The 16,335-nt window shown below is 64.7% G+C and carries 15 protein-coding genes; all 15 read right to left on the bottom strand.

Features of this window, described 5'->3' with window-relative positions:
* Window positions 1-115: 115 nt before the first annotated feature.
* Complete coding sequence (locus tag AB0I57_RS19280; RefSeq protein ID WP_358338902.1) at window positions 116-322, bottom strand: hypothetical protein; 207 nt, start codon at window positions 320-322, stop codon at window positions 116-118.
* 50 nt (window positions 323-372) lie between these two features.
* Complete coding sequence (locus tag AB0I57_RS19275; RefSeq protein WP_358338899.1) at window positions 373-1,209, bottom strand: DivIVA domain-containing protein; 837 nt, start codon at window positions 1,207-1,209, stop codon at window positions 373-375.
* A 100-nt stretch (window positions 1,210-1,309) separates the two neighbouring features.
* Window positions 1,310-1,612, bottom strand: a complete 303-nt coding sequence (locus AB0I57_RS19270) for a YggT family protein (protein ID WP_358338896.1) — start codon at window positions 1,610-1,612, stop codon at window positions 1,310-1,312.
* A gap of 134 nt (window positions 1,613-1,746) precedes the next feature.
* A complete protein-coding gene (locus AB0I57_RS19265; protein WP_358338893.1) occupies window positions 1,747-2,424 on the bottom strand; it encodes a cell division protein SepF in 678 nt (225 codons plus the stop codon).
* A gap of 85 nt (window positions 2,425-2,509) precedes the next feature.
* The gene (locus AB0I57_RS19260; protein WP_358338890.1) at window positions 2,510-3,235 is read right to left on the bottom strand and encodes a YggS family pyridoxal phosphate-dependent enzyme; all 726 of its coding nucleotides are present in this window, start codon (window positions 3,233-3,235) and stop codon (window positions 2,510-2,512) included.
* A 57-nt stretch (window positions 3,236-3,292) separates the two neighbouring features.
* On the bottom strand, window positions 3,293-4,024 hold the full coding sequence (gene pgeF, locus AB0I57_RS19255) for a peptidoglycan editing factor PgeF (RefSeq protein ID WP_358338887.1): 732 nt from the start codon (window positions 4,022-4,024) through the stop codon (window positions 3,293-3,295).
* The gene (ftsZ, locus tag AB0I57_RS19250) at window positions 4,021-5,211 is read right to left on the bottom strand and encodes a cell division protein FtsZ (protein ID WP_358338884.1); all 1,191 of its coding nucleotides are present in this window, start codon (window positions 5,209-5,211) and stop codon (window positions 4,021-4,023) included. Before ftsZ ends, pgeF begins: the two co-directional genes overlap by 4 nt.
* A gap of 212 nt (window positions 5,212-5,423) precedes the next feature.
* The gene (locus AB0I57_RS19245; protein ID WP_358338881.1) at window positions 5,424-6,062 is read right to left on the bottom strand and encodes an FtsQ-type POTRA domain-containing protein; all 639 of its coding nucleotides are present in this window, start codon (window positions 6,060-6,062) and stop codon (window positions 5,424-5,426) included.
* Between the two features lie 245 nt (window positions 6,063-6,307).
* Complete coding sequence (gene murC, locus AB0I57_RS19240) at window positions 6,308-7,816, bottom strand: UDP-N-acetylmuramate--L-alanine ligase (RefSeq protein ID WP_358338878.1); 1,509 nt, start codon at window positions 7,814-7,816, stop codon at window positions 6,308-6,310.
* Window positions 7,813-8,967 carry an undecaprenyldiphospho-muramoylpentapeptide beta-N-acetylglucosaminyltransferase gene (gene murG, locus AB0I57_RS19235; RefSeq protein ID WP_358338875.1) on the bottom strand — a complete coding sequence of 385 codons (1,155 nt, stop codon included), beginning with the start codon at window positions 8,965-8,967 and terminating at the stop codon, window positions 7,813-7,815. Before murG ends, murC begins: the two co-directional genes overlap by 4 nt.
* Window positions 8,964-10,499 carry a putative lipid II flippase FtsW gene (gene ftsW / locus AB0I57_RS19230; protein ID WP_358338872.1) on the bottom strand — a complete coding sequence of 512 codons (1,536 nt, stop codon included), beginning with the start codon at window positions 10,497-10,499 and terminating at the stop codon, window positions 8,964-8,966. The genes murG and ftsW overlap by 4 nt, the downstream gene beginning before the upstream one ends.
* Entirely contained in the window at window positions 10,496-11,995 is a 1,500-nt protein-coding gene (murD, locus tag AB0I57_RS19225) for a UDP-N-acetylmuramoyl-L-alanine--D-glutamate ligase (RefSeq protein ID WP_358338870.1), read from the bottom strand. The genes ftsW and murD overlap by 4 nt, the downstream gene beginning before the upstream one ends.
* Before the next feature lie 4 nt (window positions 11,996-11,999).
* The gene (gene mraY / locus AB0I57_RS19220) at window positions 12,000-13,079 is read right to left on the bottom strand and encodes a phospho-N-acetylmuramoyl-pentapeptide-transferase (RefSeq protein ID WP_358338867.1); all 1,080 of its coding nucleotides are present in this window, start codon (window positions 13,077-13,079) and stop codon (window positions 12,000-12,002) included.
* The gene (gene murF / locus AB0I57_RS19215) at window positions 13,076-14,590 is read right to left on the bottom strand and encodes a UDP-N-acetylmuramoyl-tripeptide--D-alanyl-D-alanine ligase (RefSeq protein ID WP_358338864.1); all 1,515 of its coding nucleotides are present in this window, start codon (window positions 14,588-14,590) and stop codon (window positions 13,076-13,078) included. The genes mraY and murF overlap by 4 nt, the downstream gene beginning before the upstream one ends.
* Window positions 14,587-16,191 carry a UDP-N-acetylmuramoyl-L-alanyl-D-glutamate--2,6-diaminopimelate ligase gene (locus AB0I57_RS19210; protein ID WP_358338861.1) on the bottom strand — a complete coding sequence of 535 codons (1,605 nt, stop codon included), beginning with the start codon at window positions 16,189-16,191 and terminating at the stop codon, window positions 14,587-14,589. The genes murF and AB0I57_RS19210 overlap by 4 nt, the downstream gene beginning before the upstream one ends.
* Window positions 16,192-16,335 lie beyond the last annotated feature (144 nt).

Genomic DNA, 16,335 nt, shown 5'->3' with positions numbered 1-16,335 from the left:
GGCCCACCCGTTCGGTTCTACTGAGCCGGAATCCGGCCGTTCTTCCGAAGGCTCCCCGGTGATGGCCGGATCTTCGCCTTGGTCTTGCTGTCTGGAATTCGTTACTGAATGAAGTCTAGTCGGCGCAGCCGGGTCCGACACGGTCGGCGTCGTTACGAAGGCCGACCGTCTTCTTGTCCGAGAGGGCACTCACGAGCAGCAGGACCGCTCCGGCGACGCACACTACGATGCATCCCCAGGCCCAGATGACCGAACCAGTGGTCAGGGCCACCACCAGGAGCGCGAACCCCACCGCCGCGAGGGCGAGTGTCATGACCAGCATGGCTCACCTCTATCCGGGCCCGGCCGGCTGGGCATTCCCCGCCCGCTCAGTCAGCTGCTGCCCTTGGCGTAGGACTGGCTGTAGTTGGATTGCGATCCGCCTTGCGCGAACGAATCCTGACCTCCGTCGACCGGAACGGCTGATCCCCGCTGCTCCAGTTCCTCGAGCTGCGATTCCAGATACGACTTCAGGCGCACGCGGTACTCGCGCTCGAAGGTCTTGAGCTGTTCTATGCGACCCTCCAGCACGGAACGCTGCTGGTTGATCGTCGCCATGATTTCAGTGTGCTTCTTCTCGGCATCGGCCTGAAGCGCGTCGGCCTTCTCTTTGGCTTGACGCAACTGAGTCTCGGAACGAGTCTGCGCGTCCGTTATCAGCGCTTCCGACTTCTGACGAGCATCCGAGATCATTGTCTCGGAACGAGTGCGGGCATCGCTTACGAGCTGCTCAGCGTTGGTGCGTGCATTGCTGAGCAATTGCTCGGATTCGGTCTTCGCATCTGTCGTAAGGCGGTCTGCCATCTCCTGGGCAAGGCCCAGGACCTTTGCGGCCTGCATGTGGGCATCAGCGCCCTGAGCAGAGGCTGCCGCCGCGGCGGCAGGTGCCATCGCGGGAGCCTTCGGTGGTTCGACGTCGTGAGCCTGCTCCGCCTTGCCGGCGGGACTCTCAGCAGTCGGGGTGAGTCGAGGGCTCTTCTTCTCGTCGGCAAGCTCCTGGTCCAACTCGGCCACTCGCTGACGAAGGTCTGCGTTCTCCTCGATCAGGTTCGACAACTCTTGCTCGACGAGATCGAGGAACGCATCGACCTCATCCTCGTTGTAGCCCCGCTTGCCGATCGGCGGCTTGCTGAACGCGACATTATGAACATCAGCTGGAGTCAGCGGCATGGAAGGATCCCTTCGCGCGTCTTTGGCGGTCGAGCAAGCAATCAGTTACAAGCAGTCTACGGAACAATGAAACAAGACTCGATCAACGCTGACCATTCTGTCACACCAAACCAGTGGCACGCGCTTGTCCCTGAACGATCGACATCAGGATGAAGACGATGAACAGCAAGACCATGATGGAAAGATCCAACCGCACCCCACCGAGATTGATCGGGGGGATCAATCGCCGAAGCAGTTTGACGGGTGGATCCGTGACCGTGAATACCACTTCGAGAAGGACGACCACGATGCCGGTCGGCCGCCAGTCCCGTGCGAAAGTTCGGATGAACTCGATAATTATTCTGCTGATGAGCAGCAGCCAAAAGACAAACAGCACCAAATAGATCACCGAGAACAAGGCCACACCTTCACTCTGCCTGACACAATCCGCTTCATTCAAACCACCAGTGCGGCCGGGGCGCTGCCGCCACTGTCACCGCCTCCGCTCCGCTGCGGATATTCGATCCCGCGGATCGCTGAACCAGCCCCGCCCGAGGTCTACTTCTGACTGTAGAACCCTGTCTCCGCGATCCGCCGACGCTCGTCGGCGGACACATCGATATCAGCGGGCGAAAGCAAGAACACCTTCGTCGCCACCTTGTCGATGGATCCACGCAACGCGAATGCGAGTCCCGCCGCGAAATCGACGAGTCGCTTGGCGTCGGCGTTGTCCATTTCGACCAGGTCGATTATGACGGGCGTGCCTTCTCTGAACCGCTCTCCGATGGTGCGAGCCTCGCCGTAGTCGGCAGGGCGGAGCGTCGTGATCTTGGACAGGGGACCGCCCTCGTCGAAAACGGAGCCGCGGTGGCTCTCCACGCGCTCCGAGCGGCTGTCAACGGCAAGCGCGCCACGGATGCTGCCACGGACGACGCCGCTCGTACCCGGACGTGGCGATCGGATGCCCGCAGGTTCTACACGCGAAGAGTGCCGCGAATCCTCGTAGCGATCGAACTCTTCGTCTCGGTCATCACGGCGACCGGGAGCGTAGGCAGCCTTGCCGAAGGCCGGTTCCGCGAAGTCACGGTCGTCGCGGTCGGGATACGGGTCCCGTCCACCGTCGCGGACGGGCCGAGCAATCCGCCGAGCTGGTTCGGGCTCGTCCAGATAGTCGTCCTCATAGTCCTCGAGGGGAACCATGCCGAAGTAAGCCTTGAACTTGTGCAGACTGCTCATTGATCGACCTTCCTTGGCGTGGCGGACAAAATCCTACTGCACCCAGTAGCGGCGGTGCGGACCGACTGTCGATCACCAGGGCGATCTATTTCGAGGTTATAGGCCTCGAACCCAACAGAGCAGTTCCGACACGCACGCAGGTGGACCCGTGTCGAACAGCATGCTCGAGATCATTCGTCATCCCAGCCGACAGTTCCGTCGCCTGCGGGTGCTCGAGTAGTAATCGCGCGTGGATCTCCTGCAGTTGCCCGAATGCCGCATCCGGATCGGCATCGATGGGCGGAACCGCCATCAGCCCGCGGTAATCCAAACCGGGTGACGACTGCACTTGCTCGGCGAGGTATTCGAGATCGGCGATCGCGGCTCCACCCCGTTGTGGGTCACCGTCGAGACTCACTTGGAGCAGTACCCGTATAGGTTCGGTCCGCTCCCCCGCCGCGAGAGCGGTTGTCGCAGCCCGTCCCAACGCGGCGACGAGCCGTTCACGGTCCAGAGAGTGAATAGCGTAGACCCACCGCGCCACCGCCCGGGACTTGTTTCGCTGGAGATGGCCGATCATGTGCCACCGCACCGACTGATCGGCCACCTCGGCACGAAATGCCCTGATCTTGGAAGTGGCCTCCTGCTCCCGCGACTCCCCGAAGTCCCGGCACCCGAGGTCATAGAGAATGCGGACGTCGGACTCCGGAAAGAATTTGGTGACCGGAAGGAGTGAAACCTCCGAGGGGTCGCGATCGGCCGCCCGGCACGCCGCATCGAGTCGTTCGCGCAGCGCCTTCAGCGCGGCATCGATCTCGCCGACTCGGTCCATCGTCTCCACTCCTACACCGAAGTTTCTCATCGTCGCCGACACCGATCACACGCCTGTCTACCCAGTATCCATCCAGATCACCGCCGCGAGCCGACCCGTCGTCGCCTCCCTTCGGTGACTGAACAATGTTCGGTCCTCGATGGTGCACCGCGGATCCTCCGCGACCCCCGAGATGCCTGCATCCAGAAGTTGCCGGCGAATGCCGGCCCGCAAATCGAGCCCGGGCGTTCCCTTGGTCGTGCGAGTAGCGCTACCGGGGAGCACCTTCTCGACATCGGCCTGCATCGCGGCGGGAACCTCGTACCGGCGACCGCTCGCTGCCGGTCCCAGAAAACCGCCAATTCTGTCTGTCCGCGCACCCAAAGCCACCATGGCGTCGAGAACCCGAGGAACGATGCCGATGCGGGCGCCGACTCGGCCCGCATGAACGGCAGCGATCACGCCTGCCTCGTCGTCGGACAACAGCACCGGGACGCAGTCGGCACTCAGAACTGTCAGCGCGAGTCCCGGAACCTTCGTCACCAGGGCGTCCGTAGCGGGCACGGCCGTGTCCCTAGGTCCGTCGACCACACTCACGTTGCGCCCGTGAATCTGCTCCATCCAGATCAGATGGTCGCGATCGAGACCGATCCGCTCGGCCAGCCGACGTCGATTCGCTTCCACGGCCACAGGGTCGTCTCCGACGTGATCACCGAGGTTGAACGAATCGTAGGGCGCAACGGAAGCGCCTCCCTCTCGGGAGGTTACGACCCTCCGAACCCGGAACTGTGGAGTTGGCCGCGAACTCAACGCATGAAATCTGGCACGTTGATATCGTCTTCGCTTTCCTCTTCGAACTCGGGCGTACGAGGCGCGCTCCTGCCTGCAAGTGGCGGCAGACTGTCCGAACTCCGGCGCGGAGCCGCAATCGTTTCGCGTGCCACGGAGACCGATTCGCTCTGCAACTCGGCCGACCCGACATCGCCCGCCCGGGCAGCACCGATCGCGGTACGACTTGCCGCGCCTGACTCGACGGGACGACGAGTCGGAGTGCCCCCGTCGAATCCGGCAGCGATGACGGTGACACGCACCTCGTCACCCAGCGAATCGTCGATGACGGTGCCGAAGATGATGTTGGCGTCGATGTGGGCAGCTTCCTGCACCAGCGACGCGGCCTCGTTGATCTCGAACAGACCCAGGTCGCTTCCACCGGCAATCGACAGCAGCACGCCGCGCGCACCCTCCATCGACGCCTCGAGCAGCGGTGAGTTGATCGCCGCTTCCGCAGCCTTGATCGCCCGACCCTCGCCGCGTGAGGACCCAATTCCCATCAATGCACTGCCTGCCCCCGACATGACGCCCTTGACGTCGGCGAAGTCGACATTGATCAGGCCTGGAGTCGTGATCAGGTCGGTGATGCCCTGAACCCCGTTGAGTAGAACCTCATCAGCGCTGATGAAGGCGTCCATCAGACTGACCGCGGCGTCGCCGAGCTGCAACAGGCGGTCGTTCGGGATGACGATGAGCGTGTCGCAGGACTCCCGCAGGGACTGAATCCCCGTGTCGGCCTGGCTTCCCCGCCGCTTGCCTTCGAACGAGAACGGGCGCGTCACGACGCCGACCGTCAGTGCCCCGAGCTTGCGCGCGATGCTCGCTACGACCGGCGCGCCGCCGGTTCCCGTACCGCCGCCCTCTCCTGCGGTCACGAACACCATGTCGGCGCCCTTGAGGACTTCCTCGATCTCATCCTTGTGATCTTCGGCGGCCTTACGACCGACTTCGGGGTCCGCGCCGGCGCCGAGTCCCCGGGTAAGTTCTCGACCTACGTCGAGCTTGACGTCGGCGTCGCTCATCAGCAGCGCTTGTGCATCGGTGTTGACGGCAATGAACTCAACTCCCTTGAGTCCCTGGTCGATCATCCGGTTGACCGCGTTCACGCCGCCGCCGCCGATGCCGACGACCTTGATTACGGCGAGGTAGTTGTGCGGGGGCGTCATCGGCTCTCGCCTTCCGTGAGTGTGAATCGCGCTTTCGTACAACACATCAGCCGAGACAAACTCTCGACCTAAACCATAGGGTTACGTCTATGTCAAGTGCTCGACTAAAGCGAAACGCTATGCACCGGTTTGGTGATACGCCATTAGGCGCGCCGAGGCACGCCAAGTTATTTGACGAACCCCGTCCGGTTTCGCATCCGAGTCCCGCGCTCTCATCGTACCGTTGGCAGATCGGGACTCGACACGTCGTACGCCTGTCCGGCCTGGGTCAGTAGGGCCAGAGTGACGGCGCCCTTGCGCGCGGAGTTCTCTGTGCTGCCCCACATCACGACTCGGCCGTCGTGCAGGGTCACCACAACGTCCGAAATCGAGTTCGCGGCAATCTGCCCCACCTGACCTCTCAGTTGCGGCGGCATCGACTCCAGTACGTCCAGCGCGGCCTCCGTCGCTGGGTCACCCCAACCGGGGTTCTCCGTTACCAGTCGCGGAACACCGGGTGGCGGTGGCGCGATCTCGTAGTCGATTGCGTCCCGGTCGAGGAGGTGAGTCCCGTCCGGGGTGTCGATGAACACAACGGGGATCCGATCGGTCACAGTGACCCTGATCGAGAACGGATACACACGTTGCACCCGCACAGATTCCACTCTCGGAATATCGGCGACGCGTTGCGCGGCCGACTCGGTGTCGACACGCAACAACGGCTGCCCGTGTGGGATGGCCAAGGTCGAGCGAATCTGTTCCTCGGGTATCGACGTCGTACCCGTCACGTCGACCTCACGCACCGAAAGCAGCGGCGTGAAGAAGATGACGGCGCCAAGCGATACAACCACGAAGACACCGATGGAGCCCATCACTACCGGTCGGCGGTACCACGGCCTGTGTGGCTTGTCGGCTGCAGTCGACCTCCTTGGCGCCGAGGCCGATTCGCGCGTGCGCCCCCCGCCGGAATCGGCCGCCGCCGAGGTCCGTCTACGCGATGTCGTACGCTTCGCAGCCGTACCGCTGGCGCCGGTCGTACGCGCCTGGCGCCGATTGCGCTCGGCGGATCGGCGGCCAGGGCGACCAGGCCGCTCGGACCGACCACGCCGCTCGCGCGTCATCGCAGCGAGTCTTGGCGCTGGCCCGCGCGCAGGGCATCGAGGATCTGGTTCCCGAGCATCGTCACGTCACCTGCACCCATGGTGATCACGACGTCCCCAGGCGATGCGAGAGCCGCTACCTGGCGAGGCACTTGCGACAGGTCCGGTTGATAGTGCACCGGCTTGGACACTGCCTGCGCTACCAGCGCGCCGCTGACACCCGGGAGCGGTTCTTCTCTGGCCCCGTAGACGTCGAGGACGACTACCTCGTCTGCCAGGTCGAGTGCGTTGCCGAACTCTTCTGCAAACGTTGCCGTGCGAGAGTACAGGTGGGGCTGAAAGACAACGACGACCTTGCCTCTGCGCACTGAGGCGTCGTTTTCGGAACGGTCGGCCTCATGGGGTTGGCGAACCAGATCGGCCGCGGCACCGAGTACGGCGCGCACCTCCGTCGGGTGATGGGCGTAGTCGTCGAACACACGGATCCCGTGTTCGCGCCCCGTGAACTGGAACCGGCGGTGCACTCCCCCGAATCCGGCAATGCCTTCGAGGATTTCGTCTATGTCTGCGCCGGCTTCGCGTGCGGCGAGTACAGCGGCGAGGGCGTTGAGTGCCATGTGCCGGCCCGGCACCCCCATCCGGACGGTCCTCGGCGCAGTTTCTCCTGCCAACTGGAACTGCAGGACTCCGCCGACGTCTCTGGCTTCGAAGCTGAGCAGGCGCGCACCCACCTCGACGCCGTCTACTGGCTCGAACGCGCCATCCGAGTTCTCGGCGCTGCCGTACCCGAGCACCCGCACCTCCGCCAGTCGCTTGTTCATCCGCTGCGCAAGCGCCGCGGATCCGGGATCGTCGAGACAGGCAATGAGCAGGCCACCGGGTGAGAGTCGGGCAGCGAAGTCGTCGAATACCTGGGTGTATGCCTCCGGGGTACCGAAGTGGTCGAGATGGTCGGCCTCGATGTTCGTCACGATGGCGACATCGGGGTCGTACTGGAGCAGAGAACCATCGCTCTCGTCGGCTTCGGCCACGAACACGTCGCCGCTGCCGTGATGAGCGTTGGTACCCGCCTCGTTCAGTTCACCGCCGACGGCGAACGACGGATCGAACACGCAGTGCTGCAATGCCACCACCACCATCGACGTCGTCGAGGTCTTGCCGTGCGTACCCGACACCAGTAGCGTGCGGTGCCCCCGCATCAAAGAAGCGAGGACCTTGGGCCGCAAGGTCACCGGTATTCCACGCCGCGCCGCCTCCACCAGCTCCGGGTTGTCCTTGGGGATCGCGCCCTGCGTGGTGACAACCACCGTCGGGCCTCCCGGCAGAAGATCGAGGGAGCTGGCCGAATGGCCGATCCGAACCTGCGCGCCACGAGCACGCAGGGCCAGGACGCCACGGCTCTCCTTGGCGTCGGATCCGGATACCTGTCCTCCCCGTGCCAGCAGGATACGTGCGATTCCGGACATTCCGGCCCCACCGATCCCCACCATGTGGACGCGTTCCAACTCCGCGGGCAAATCTGTCATCGGGTTCCCCTTGTCAGCGCGGCCACGTCGAGCACGATCCGCGCAACGTCGGCGGCTGCGCTGCGGTGACCCGCTCCAGCCGCACGGCGACCCATGTCCTCGAGTCGCGCGGGGTCGCGCAACAGAGGGATAACGGTCTCCGCGACGAATCCTGAGGACAGGTCTCCATCTGCCACGATCATGCCACCTCCGGCCGCGACGACCGGTTGCGCGTTCAGTTCCTGCTCACCGTTGCCGTGCGGCAGCGGCACATACACAGCAGGCAGGCCTACAGCCGACACCTCTGCGACGGTCATCGCGCCGGAGCGGCATATTGCGACGTCGGCAGCCGAATAGGCGAGGTCCATCCGCGACAGGTACGGAACCGCTATGTAAGGAGGCGCACCAACCGTCGCGGGAACTGGAACGTCGAGGGTGTTCTTCGGCCCATGAGCATGTAGGACCGACACACCGGCCTCCGCGAGTGATCCGGCCGCACCCGAGATCGCGTCGTTGAGCGACCGCGCGCCCTGAGACCCACCGAAGACCAGAAGGACCGGCCCCTCCGATGGGAGTCCGAAGTATTCCCGTGCCTGCGCCCGCAGCGCTTTTCGGTCCAGACCGGTGATCGCCGCCCGCACAGGGATACCGAGGATCTCGGCTTCCGAGCGACCTCGCGCCGCGACACCGGACCCACCGACCGCGGCGAGAACACGTGCGGCACGACGCGCACCGATCTTGTTCGCGATTCCGGCGCTCGCGTTCGCCTCGTGGACCACGATCGGAATCCGACGCCTACGTCGAAGCAACCCCCGGCCGGCAGCCAGGTATGCAGGCACCGAGACATAACCTCCGAAGCCGACGATCACATCGGCTTCCGTCTTGTCGAGCACCTCACGCGTGCGCCGGACCGACTCTCGGAGTCGACCCGGAAGCCGCAGCAGATCGAGGGAGATCTTGCGCGGCAGCGGAACCGGAGGAACGAGTTCCAACGGGTAACCACGCGCTGGAACAAGGGTGGTTTCGAGTCCACGCGCCGTGCCGATTGCTGTCACCGTCACGTCGTCGTCGATCGCCTTGATCGCGTCCGCCACTGCCAGAGCGGGTTCGATATGCCCTGCGGTACCACCACCGGCCACAACCACCGACAGGTTCGACTTGTCGCCGCTCACCTACGAAATCCTCGCTCTCCTGCTCGGCTACCCGAGCTTCGCTTTTGGCGTACACCGCGTTCCGGTCTACCGCCCTTGCCGCCGCGTGCGGGCCGGCCATTCTCGTAAGAAACGCTGCGAGTCCGGGCAGCAGCCTCACGACTGGCGCGCCGGTCGGCTTCTGCACGCCGTACCGCCTCGGCCCGCGCCGCCTGTGCACGCACCGGCGAGTACGCATCCGGCTTTCGGACCAGGCGCCGCCAGAACCAGCCGTCCTGGCCCGAGTTCAGCGCCGCGACTGCCTCCGGTTCGTGGCGCGCTGCATTGGCTACGAGGCCGAACATGAACAAGGTCGTAGCCGTCGAAGTCCCGCCCGCCGAGATCAACGGCAACTGCAGTCCGGTGACCGGCAGCAACCCGATCACGTAACCCACGTTGATGAACGCCTGGCCTGTGATCCATATGGTGGCCGTACCGACGAGCAGCCGAAGGAAGGGATCTACCGACCGCACAGCGATACGGAGTCCGGTGTAGACGAACAAGCCGAACAGCCCGAGCACCGCTGCGCCCCCGACGTATCCGAGTTCCTCACCGATGATCGCGAAGATGAAGTCGTTGTGAGCATTCGGCAGGTAACTCCACTTCGCGCGACTCTGGCCCAGACCACGCCCCAGTATCCCGCCATCGGCGAGCGAGTACATCGCCTGTCTCGACTGATAGCCGATGCCCTGGGGGTCGGAACCCGGATTGAAGAACTCGCGCATCCGCGCCGAACGGTAGCCTGCGGTCAGCGCCAAGATCACGGTACCGACGAAACCGGTGCCGACTATCGCGACGAACAACTTGAGCGGTAGTCCCGCCAACCACAGCAACGCCAGAACGATGACGGCCAGCGAGACCGCCGTTCCGAGATCGGGTTGCAGAAGGACCAGCACCAGGACAACCAGCGCGGACGGAACGAGCGGAACGAGCATGCCCCGGACACTCGGGATGTCGGTACGCCGCGACGCCAGAAGGTGCGCACCCCAGACGGCCAGTGCGATCTTCGCGATTTCGGAGGGCTGCAACCCGAATCCCGCGATGGTGAACCAACCACGCGAACCCTGGGATTTCGTGCCGATGCCGGGGATCAGCACCAGCACGAGGAGAATGACCGTTCCCACGAACGCCAGAAACGACAGTCTGCGCACCATCCGGATCGGGAGCCACAGCGCCGCGAAGAAGAGGGCGAAACCCACGCCCGCGAAAATCACCTGACGGGTGAACAGGGTGTAGGCCGAACCGTCCGAGGCGTACGCTTCCACGCTCGACGACGACAACACCATCACAAGGCCGAGCACCGTCAGCAGAACGGCGATGGTTACCACCAGGTGGAACGAGGCCAGCGGCCGAGACAGCCAGGTCCCGATCCGAGTTCGCGGTGCCCGTGGCTGCGGCTTACGCGTCTGCGGAGCGGAGGGTGCTCGACGGGTCACTCCCGTCGCCGCGGCCGTACGAGCAGCGGGCCGAGGTCTGTCGGTAGGGCGACGGGTCCGCGATCCGGCGGAAGTCATCGTAGTTTCCTGGAAATGTCCGATTCGCCGAGTCCACGAACGGCGTCCGTGAAGCTACACCCCCGGTGGCCGTAGTTGTCGAACATGTCCAGGGACGCGGCAGCAGGCGCCAGAACGACGGCGTCGCCCGTTCTCGCCAGCGCCGCAGCCTCACGGACGACGACACCCATCAGGGCATCGACATCGGTATCCGAGGGGAGCACCACCCGGATCGCCGCGGTCTGCGGAACTGGAATCACTGTTTCATCGTCTCCCGTTTCGACACAGACGACGGGTACCTCGGGGGCGTGTCGCGACAGGGACTGTGCGAACTCCTGCGTATCTTGTCCCAGTAGAACGGCTCCGACAAGACGTCCGGCCACTTCCTCGACGAGATCGTCGACCCGTGCACCCTTGAGTAGTCCGCCTGCTATCCAGACCACCCGCTCGTGAGCGAGTATCGACGACCGCGCCGCGTGCGGGTTGGTGGCTTTGGAATCGTCCACGAAGGTCACACCGCGCACGACGCCGACGGGGGCCGCCCGGTGCGGTCCCACCACGTGGGTGGCGAGCCCCTGCGTGATGGCATCCGACGTGACATCGACCGCCCTCGCAAGCGATGCGGCTGCGAGGGCGTCCATCAGACCGGCAGGTCCGGACGGGGTGACTCCTTGCGCCGGAGCCAACCGCTCGCCGTCGGCGAACGCTCGGTCGACGAGATAGCCGCCTTCGATGCCCAGCTCGCCCGGTGCAGGCACACCCAGACGGAAGCCCAGAGTCCGAGGGGCCGGTGACGAAGAGAAGAGCGACGACGCCACGGCGTCATCCAGGCCGAGCACCGCCACTTCCCCGGACAGCGCGCGTGACTTCGCGTCGATGTACGCCTGCATCCCCCCGTGCCAGTCGAGGTGGTCCTCCGCGATGTTGAGGATCACGCCCGCCGCCGGACGAACGGAAGGAGCCCAATACAACTGAAACGAGGACAGCTCGACCGCCAGCACCTCCGGCCGGGGCGAAGTCTCCCTCAGTGCGTCGAGCACGGGAAGTCCGATGTTGCCGCAGGCCAGGCTCGGTCGCCCTGCCGCCTCGAGGATGGAGTGAAGCATGGAGGTCGTGGTGGTCTTGCCGTTGGTCCCGGTGACGACCAGCCACCGTCGAGGTCGTCCGTACAGCCCGGATTGATCTACGCGCCAGGCGAGTTCGATGTCGCCCCACACCGGTACGGACTCCCCCGCAGCTGCAGCCAGCACAGGAGCGTCCGGCCTGAACCCTGGGCTTGCCACGACCAGCGCGAATCCAGCGATGCGGATCGGATCAGCGAGCAACTCGTCGATCAGGATGGTCGGGGTGCCGAGACGTGCCAACGCGGCGAGGGCGGAGGCATCCGAGTCGGTGACCGTGACGAGGGCGCCGAGGTCCTCGAGGGGCTCGATAGTGGCCCTGCCCGAGATGCCCGCACCCGCCACCAAGACACTACGACCACGCAGCCAGTCGAGCCCTCGTCGTTCCTCCGACACGGCGTCAGCCTCCGACCGCTGCCAGGTACTCGCTGTAGAACAACGCAAGCCCGATCGCCGATGCTATTGCTGCCAGCAGCCAGAAACGGATGATCACCGTGGTTTCCGCCCACCCCGCCAGTTCGAAGTGATGGTGGAAGGGAGCCATCCGGAAAACCCGTCTTCGGCTGGACCGGAAAACCGCGACCTGGACCACCACCGATGCCGCCTCGGCGACGAACAGCGCACCGATCACGACCATGAGAAGTTCGGTGCGAGTCGTGATCGACAGGCCCGCGAGAAGACCGCCGAGAGCGAGGGATCCGGTGTCGCCCATGAAGATCTTGGCCGGCGCAGCGTTCCACCACAAGAACCCGATGCACGCACCGGCAGCTGCCGCAGAGATCAGCGCGAGATCGAGTGGATCCCGGACGTCGTAGCAGCCTGCTACCGGACTCGTCACACACGCGTTGCGGTACTGCCAGAACGTGATGATCACGTATGTCCCGAGCACGAGGCTCATCGAACCGGCGGCAAGGCCGTCCAGTCCGTCGGTGAGATTGACAGCGTTCGACCAGGCACTGACCAGCAGATAGCAGAAGGCGACAAACACGATTGAACCCAACGACACTGTCGCGATGTCGCGAACGTACGACAGGTGGGTGCTACCGGGTGTGAGGTCGTTCGCTCCGCGGAACTGCAGGGCCAGGATGCCGAACGCCACGGCGGCGACCAACTGACCGATCAGCTTCGCCGTCTTGTTCAGTCCCAGATTGCGCTGCTTGCGGATCTTGATGAAGTCGTCCAGGAAGCCGACACCACCGAGGGCGGTTGCCAGACCCAGCACCAGCAGTGCAGATGCCGACGGGCCGTCCGCGTTGAAGCCGATCCCGATCAGATGCGAACCCCAGTAGCCGGCCCACAATCCAGCCAGAATGGCGACGCCACCCATCGTCGGGGTGCCGCGTTTCGAGTGGTGACTGGCCGGGCCTTCGACCCGAATTTCCTGGCCGAACCCTTGACGGGAGAACGCCTTGATGAGAACGGGAGTCAGCATGATCGAGACTGCGAGCGCGATGCCCGCCGCGAAGAGAATCTGCCTCACCGCACGGCCTCCGAACCCTTCGGTCCGTTGCTCGAGTCCAGCACCGTCTCCGCGACCTCCCACAACCCGACGGATTTCGACGCCTTGACCAGCACCAGATCACCCGGTTCCAATTCTTCTTCGAGTACGGCTACAGCGCCGGCGATGTCGGGGACGAGGATCGACTCTTCGCCCCATGAACCTTCCATCACCGCCCCTTGGTGCATGGCGCGGGACGGTCGTCCCGTCCCGACGACGATCAGTCGGCTCACGTCCAGACGCACAGCAAATCTGCCGATGGCATCGTGTTCGACCACTGATTCTGGACCCAGTTCGCCCATTTCTCCGAGTACAGCCCAGGTCCGACGCGCGGCCTTGCGATCAGTCCTCGCCATCGAAACCAGCGCTTTGAGGGCTGCCCGCATCGAGTCGGGGTTCGCGTTGTATGAATCGTTCACCACCGTGACCCCGTCTGGACGGTCGCGAACATCCATCCGGTGGGCCGACACCGCAGAGGCCCCGCCGAGCGCCCGCGCGACCTGATCGAGATCGGCTCCACATTCGAGCGCCACCGCTGCCGCGGCGAGCGCATTGCCGATCTGATGTTCACCGTGCACGGCCAGCGACACCTCGATTTCGCCCGCCCCAGTGGTGAGAGTGAAACGGGCCCGGGCCTTCTCGTCGAGGGAGATATCGGTTGCCCGCACGTCCGCGAATTCCGATTGACCGACCAACACAACCCGTGCCGATGTCCGCGACGCCATCGCCGCCACCAGCGGGTCGTCTGCGTTCAGGATCGCGACACCACCGTCGGCGGCGGCGGGGAGTGATTCTACGAGTTCGCCCTTGGCTACGGCGATCGCATCTCGCGAACCGAACTCGCCGAGATGCGCCGTTCCTACGTTGAGGACCACCCCGATCTTCGGAGCCGCAGTGTTCGCGAGGGCGGCTATGTGCCCGAGTCCGCGAGCCGACATCTCGAGGACGAGGGCCCTCGTGTCCGTGTCCGCCCTGAGCGCGGTCCAAGGGTGTCCGAGCTCATTGTTGAACGATCCGGGTGGCGCGACCACTGGACCCAACGGACGCAGGACAGCGGCGATCAGATCCTTGGTGGACGTCTTTCCTGCAGATCCAGTGACTCCGACGACGGTCAGCCCACTCGCGACGAGGTCGTCGACGCAGGCCTTGGCGAGTGCTGCGAGGGCCTCCAGCACAGCTGCGCCCGATCCGTCGGCATCGTGCTCGAGCGCCATCGCGCGGCTGGGAACATCGCTGGGCGTCGCGGCGACCACGATGGCAGGTACACCTACGGGCCGGGCGGCCAGGACCGCAACCGCGCCCGCCTCGACGGCCTCTGCAGCATGATCGTGGCCGTCGACTCGAGCACCGGGCAGGGCGAGGAACAGTCCCCCAGCGGTGACTTTGCGCGAATCGAATTCGACTGTCCCGGTCACCTCCGTGCACGGGTCGTCGACGTCGTGCAATTCACCGCCGACGATCTGCGCGATCCTAGCGAGAGTCATTGGAATCATCTCGTTCCTCCGACTACTCGGTCGATCGCGGCGCCCAGTACGTCGCGGTCGTCAAATGGGTACTTCACCCCGTTAATCTCCTGACCGATTTCGTGTCCCTTGCCCGCAACCAGAACCACATCGCCTGCCTGCGCCCAACCAACGGCGTCGGCGATTGCCTTCGCGCGGTCGGCAACTTCCCATATCTGTCCCCGCTCGGATTCGGGTACCGAGAGGGCTCCCTCACGGATCGCAGCCCTGATCGTGGCCGAATCCTCGGTGCGCGGATTGTCGTCGGTTATCACCAAGAGGTCGGCGCCGCTTGCCGCCGCCGCACCCATCTGTGGCCGCTTCTCCTTGTCCCGGTCACCGCCGGCACCAACGACGATGGCGATCCGGCCCTGCACCTGTTCACGCAATGTCGCGATCACCGCTTCGAGCGCAGCAGGTTTGTGCGCATAGTCGACAACGGCAAGGAAGTCTTGTCCCCGATCGATCCGCTGCACCCGGCCGGGCACGTCGACGGAGGCGACACCCTCGACGGCATGGCGCGGATCGATACCCAGTGCCGCGCACAGGGCAACGGCGAGAGATGCATTGGCAACGTTGTATCGGCCAGGCAGTCGGAGCACCACGTCGAGCTTCGTCCCATCGGCAGCGGTGAGACCGAAGGTCTGTGTACCCGATGCCGAGGCAGTAGCGGGCCCTGCTGTCCACGACGCTTCCTGCGCCGCCGTGGACACCGTCGTCACGACCGAATGCGCTCCGCGCGCCACATCGGCCATGCGTTGTCCCCATTCATCGTCTACGCAGATGACGGCCCGTTCCGCGCGCATCGGCGAATCGGCAGAGAACAGTCGGGACTTGGCCGCGAAGTAGTCCTCGAAGTCGCGGTGAAAGTCCAGGTGGTCGCGGGAGAGGTTCGTAAAGGCACTCACGTCGAAGCGAACTCCGTCGACACGACCGAGGGACAGCGCGTGACTGGAAACCTCCATGACCACGGTATCGACCCCCTGCTCCAGCATGACCGCGAACAGGGCGTGGAGTTGCGGGGCCTCAGGGGTTGTGAGTGCGCTGGGTACCGTGCGACCACTCATTCGGGTCTCGATCGTGCCGACCAGGCCTGTCGTTCGCCCTGCCGCGATGAGTGCAGACTCGAGGAGATACGACGTCGTGGTCTTGCCCGACGTTCCAGTGATGCCGATCACCTGCATCTTCTCGGAAGGCCGACCGTAGATGGTGGCGGACAATTCGCCCAGGACCCCGCGCGGGTCGTCGTGGACCAGCACCGGCACCTTGGACGCAAGTTCTGACACGCGCTCGAAACCGGCGGCGTCGGTGAGGATGGCGGTCGCTCCGCGTGCGAGTGCCTCGGCCGCGAACTCTGCCCCGTGCGTTCTCGCCCCGGGAAGGCCCGCGAAGAGGTCGCCGTCCCTGATCGACTGAGCACGCAGGCTCACTCCGGTCACGATCACATCCGCAGATCCGGCGGCTGCCTCTATTCGGGCGCCTGTCAGTGCAGCCAGTGCGCCGACCGTGCTACGGACCGGCTGATCGGGGCGAAGACTGTCGGAGACCTTTACCTCCGATGACGCCGACTGCGGGTGGGGCGGAACGGGCACCGGACTCCTCTCGGATGTCGATTTCACTGTTGACAATTGCACCGTGCACGGTTCGGCGCGAAGTGCCGATGCGGCAACTCACTGTGCCCACGCGAAAAGCTGTGCTCACTGAACGGCCGACGTGTCAGATTACCGCGACCGATC

Origin of the sequence: Rhodococcus sp. NPDC049939 (genome assembly GCF_040656415.1) — a bacterium.
In the GTDB taxonomy this organism is placed as follows: Bacteria; Actinomycetota; Actinomycetes; order Mycobacteriales; family Mycobacteriaceae; genus Rhodococcus_F.
Note: the sequence above shows the minus strand (reverse complement) of the source record. Positions and strands in the feature narration are given on the sequence as shown.

What these genes read in the sequence shown, in the direction of transcription:
- AB0I57_RS19280 (WP_358338902.1), bottom strand. Translation starts at nt 322, where the DNA reads ATGCTGGTCATGACACTCGCCCTCGCGGCGGTGGGGTTCGCGCTCCTG.
- AB0I57_RS19275 (WP_358338899.1), bottom strand. Translation starts at nt 1,209, where the DNA reads ATGCCGCTGACTCCAGCTGATGTTCATAATGTCGCGTTCAGCAAGCCG.
- AB0I57_RS19265 (WP_358338893.1), bottom strand. Translation starts at nt 2,424, where the DNA reads ATGAGCAGTCTGCACAAGTTCAAGGCTTACTTCGGCATGGTTCCCCTC.
- AB0I57_RS19260 (WP_358338890.1), bottom strand. Translation starts at nt 3,235, where the DNA reads ATGGACCGAGTCGGCGAGATCGATGCCGCGCTGAAGGCGCTGCGCGAA.
- ftsZ (WP_358338884.1), bottom strand. Translation starts at nt 5,211, where the DNA reads ATGACGCCCCCGCACAACTACCTCGCCGTAATCAAGGTCGTCGGCATC.
- AB0I57_RS19245 (WP_358338881.1), bottom strand. Translation starts at nt 6,062, where the DNA reads ATGGGCTCCATCGGTGTCTTCGTGGTTGTATCGCTTGGCGCCGTCATC.
- murC (WP_358338878.1), bottom strand. Translation starts at nt 7,816, where the DNA reads ATGACAGATTTGCCCGCGGAGTTGGAACGCGTCCACATGGTGGGGATC.
- ftsW (WP_358338872.1), bottom strand. Translation starts at nt 10,499, where the DNA reads ATGACTTCCGCCGGATCGCGGACCCGTCGCCCTACCGACAGACCTCGG.
- murF (WP_358338864.1), bottom strand. Translation starts at nt 14,590, where the DNA reads ATGATTCCAATGACTCTCGCTAGGATCGCGCAGATCGTCGGCGGTGAA.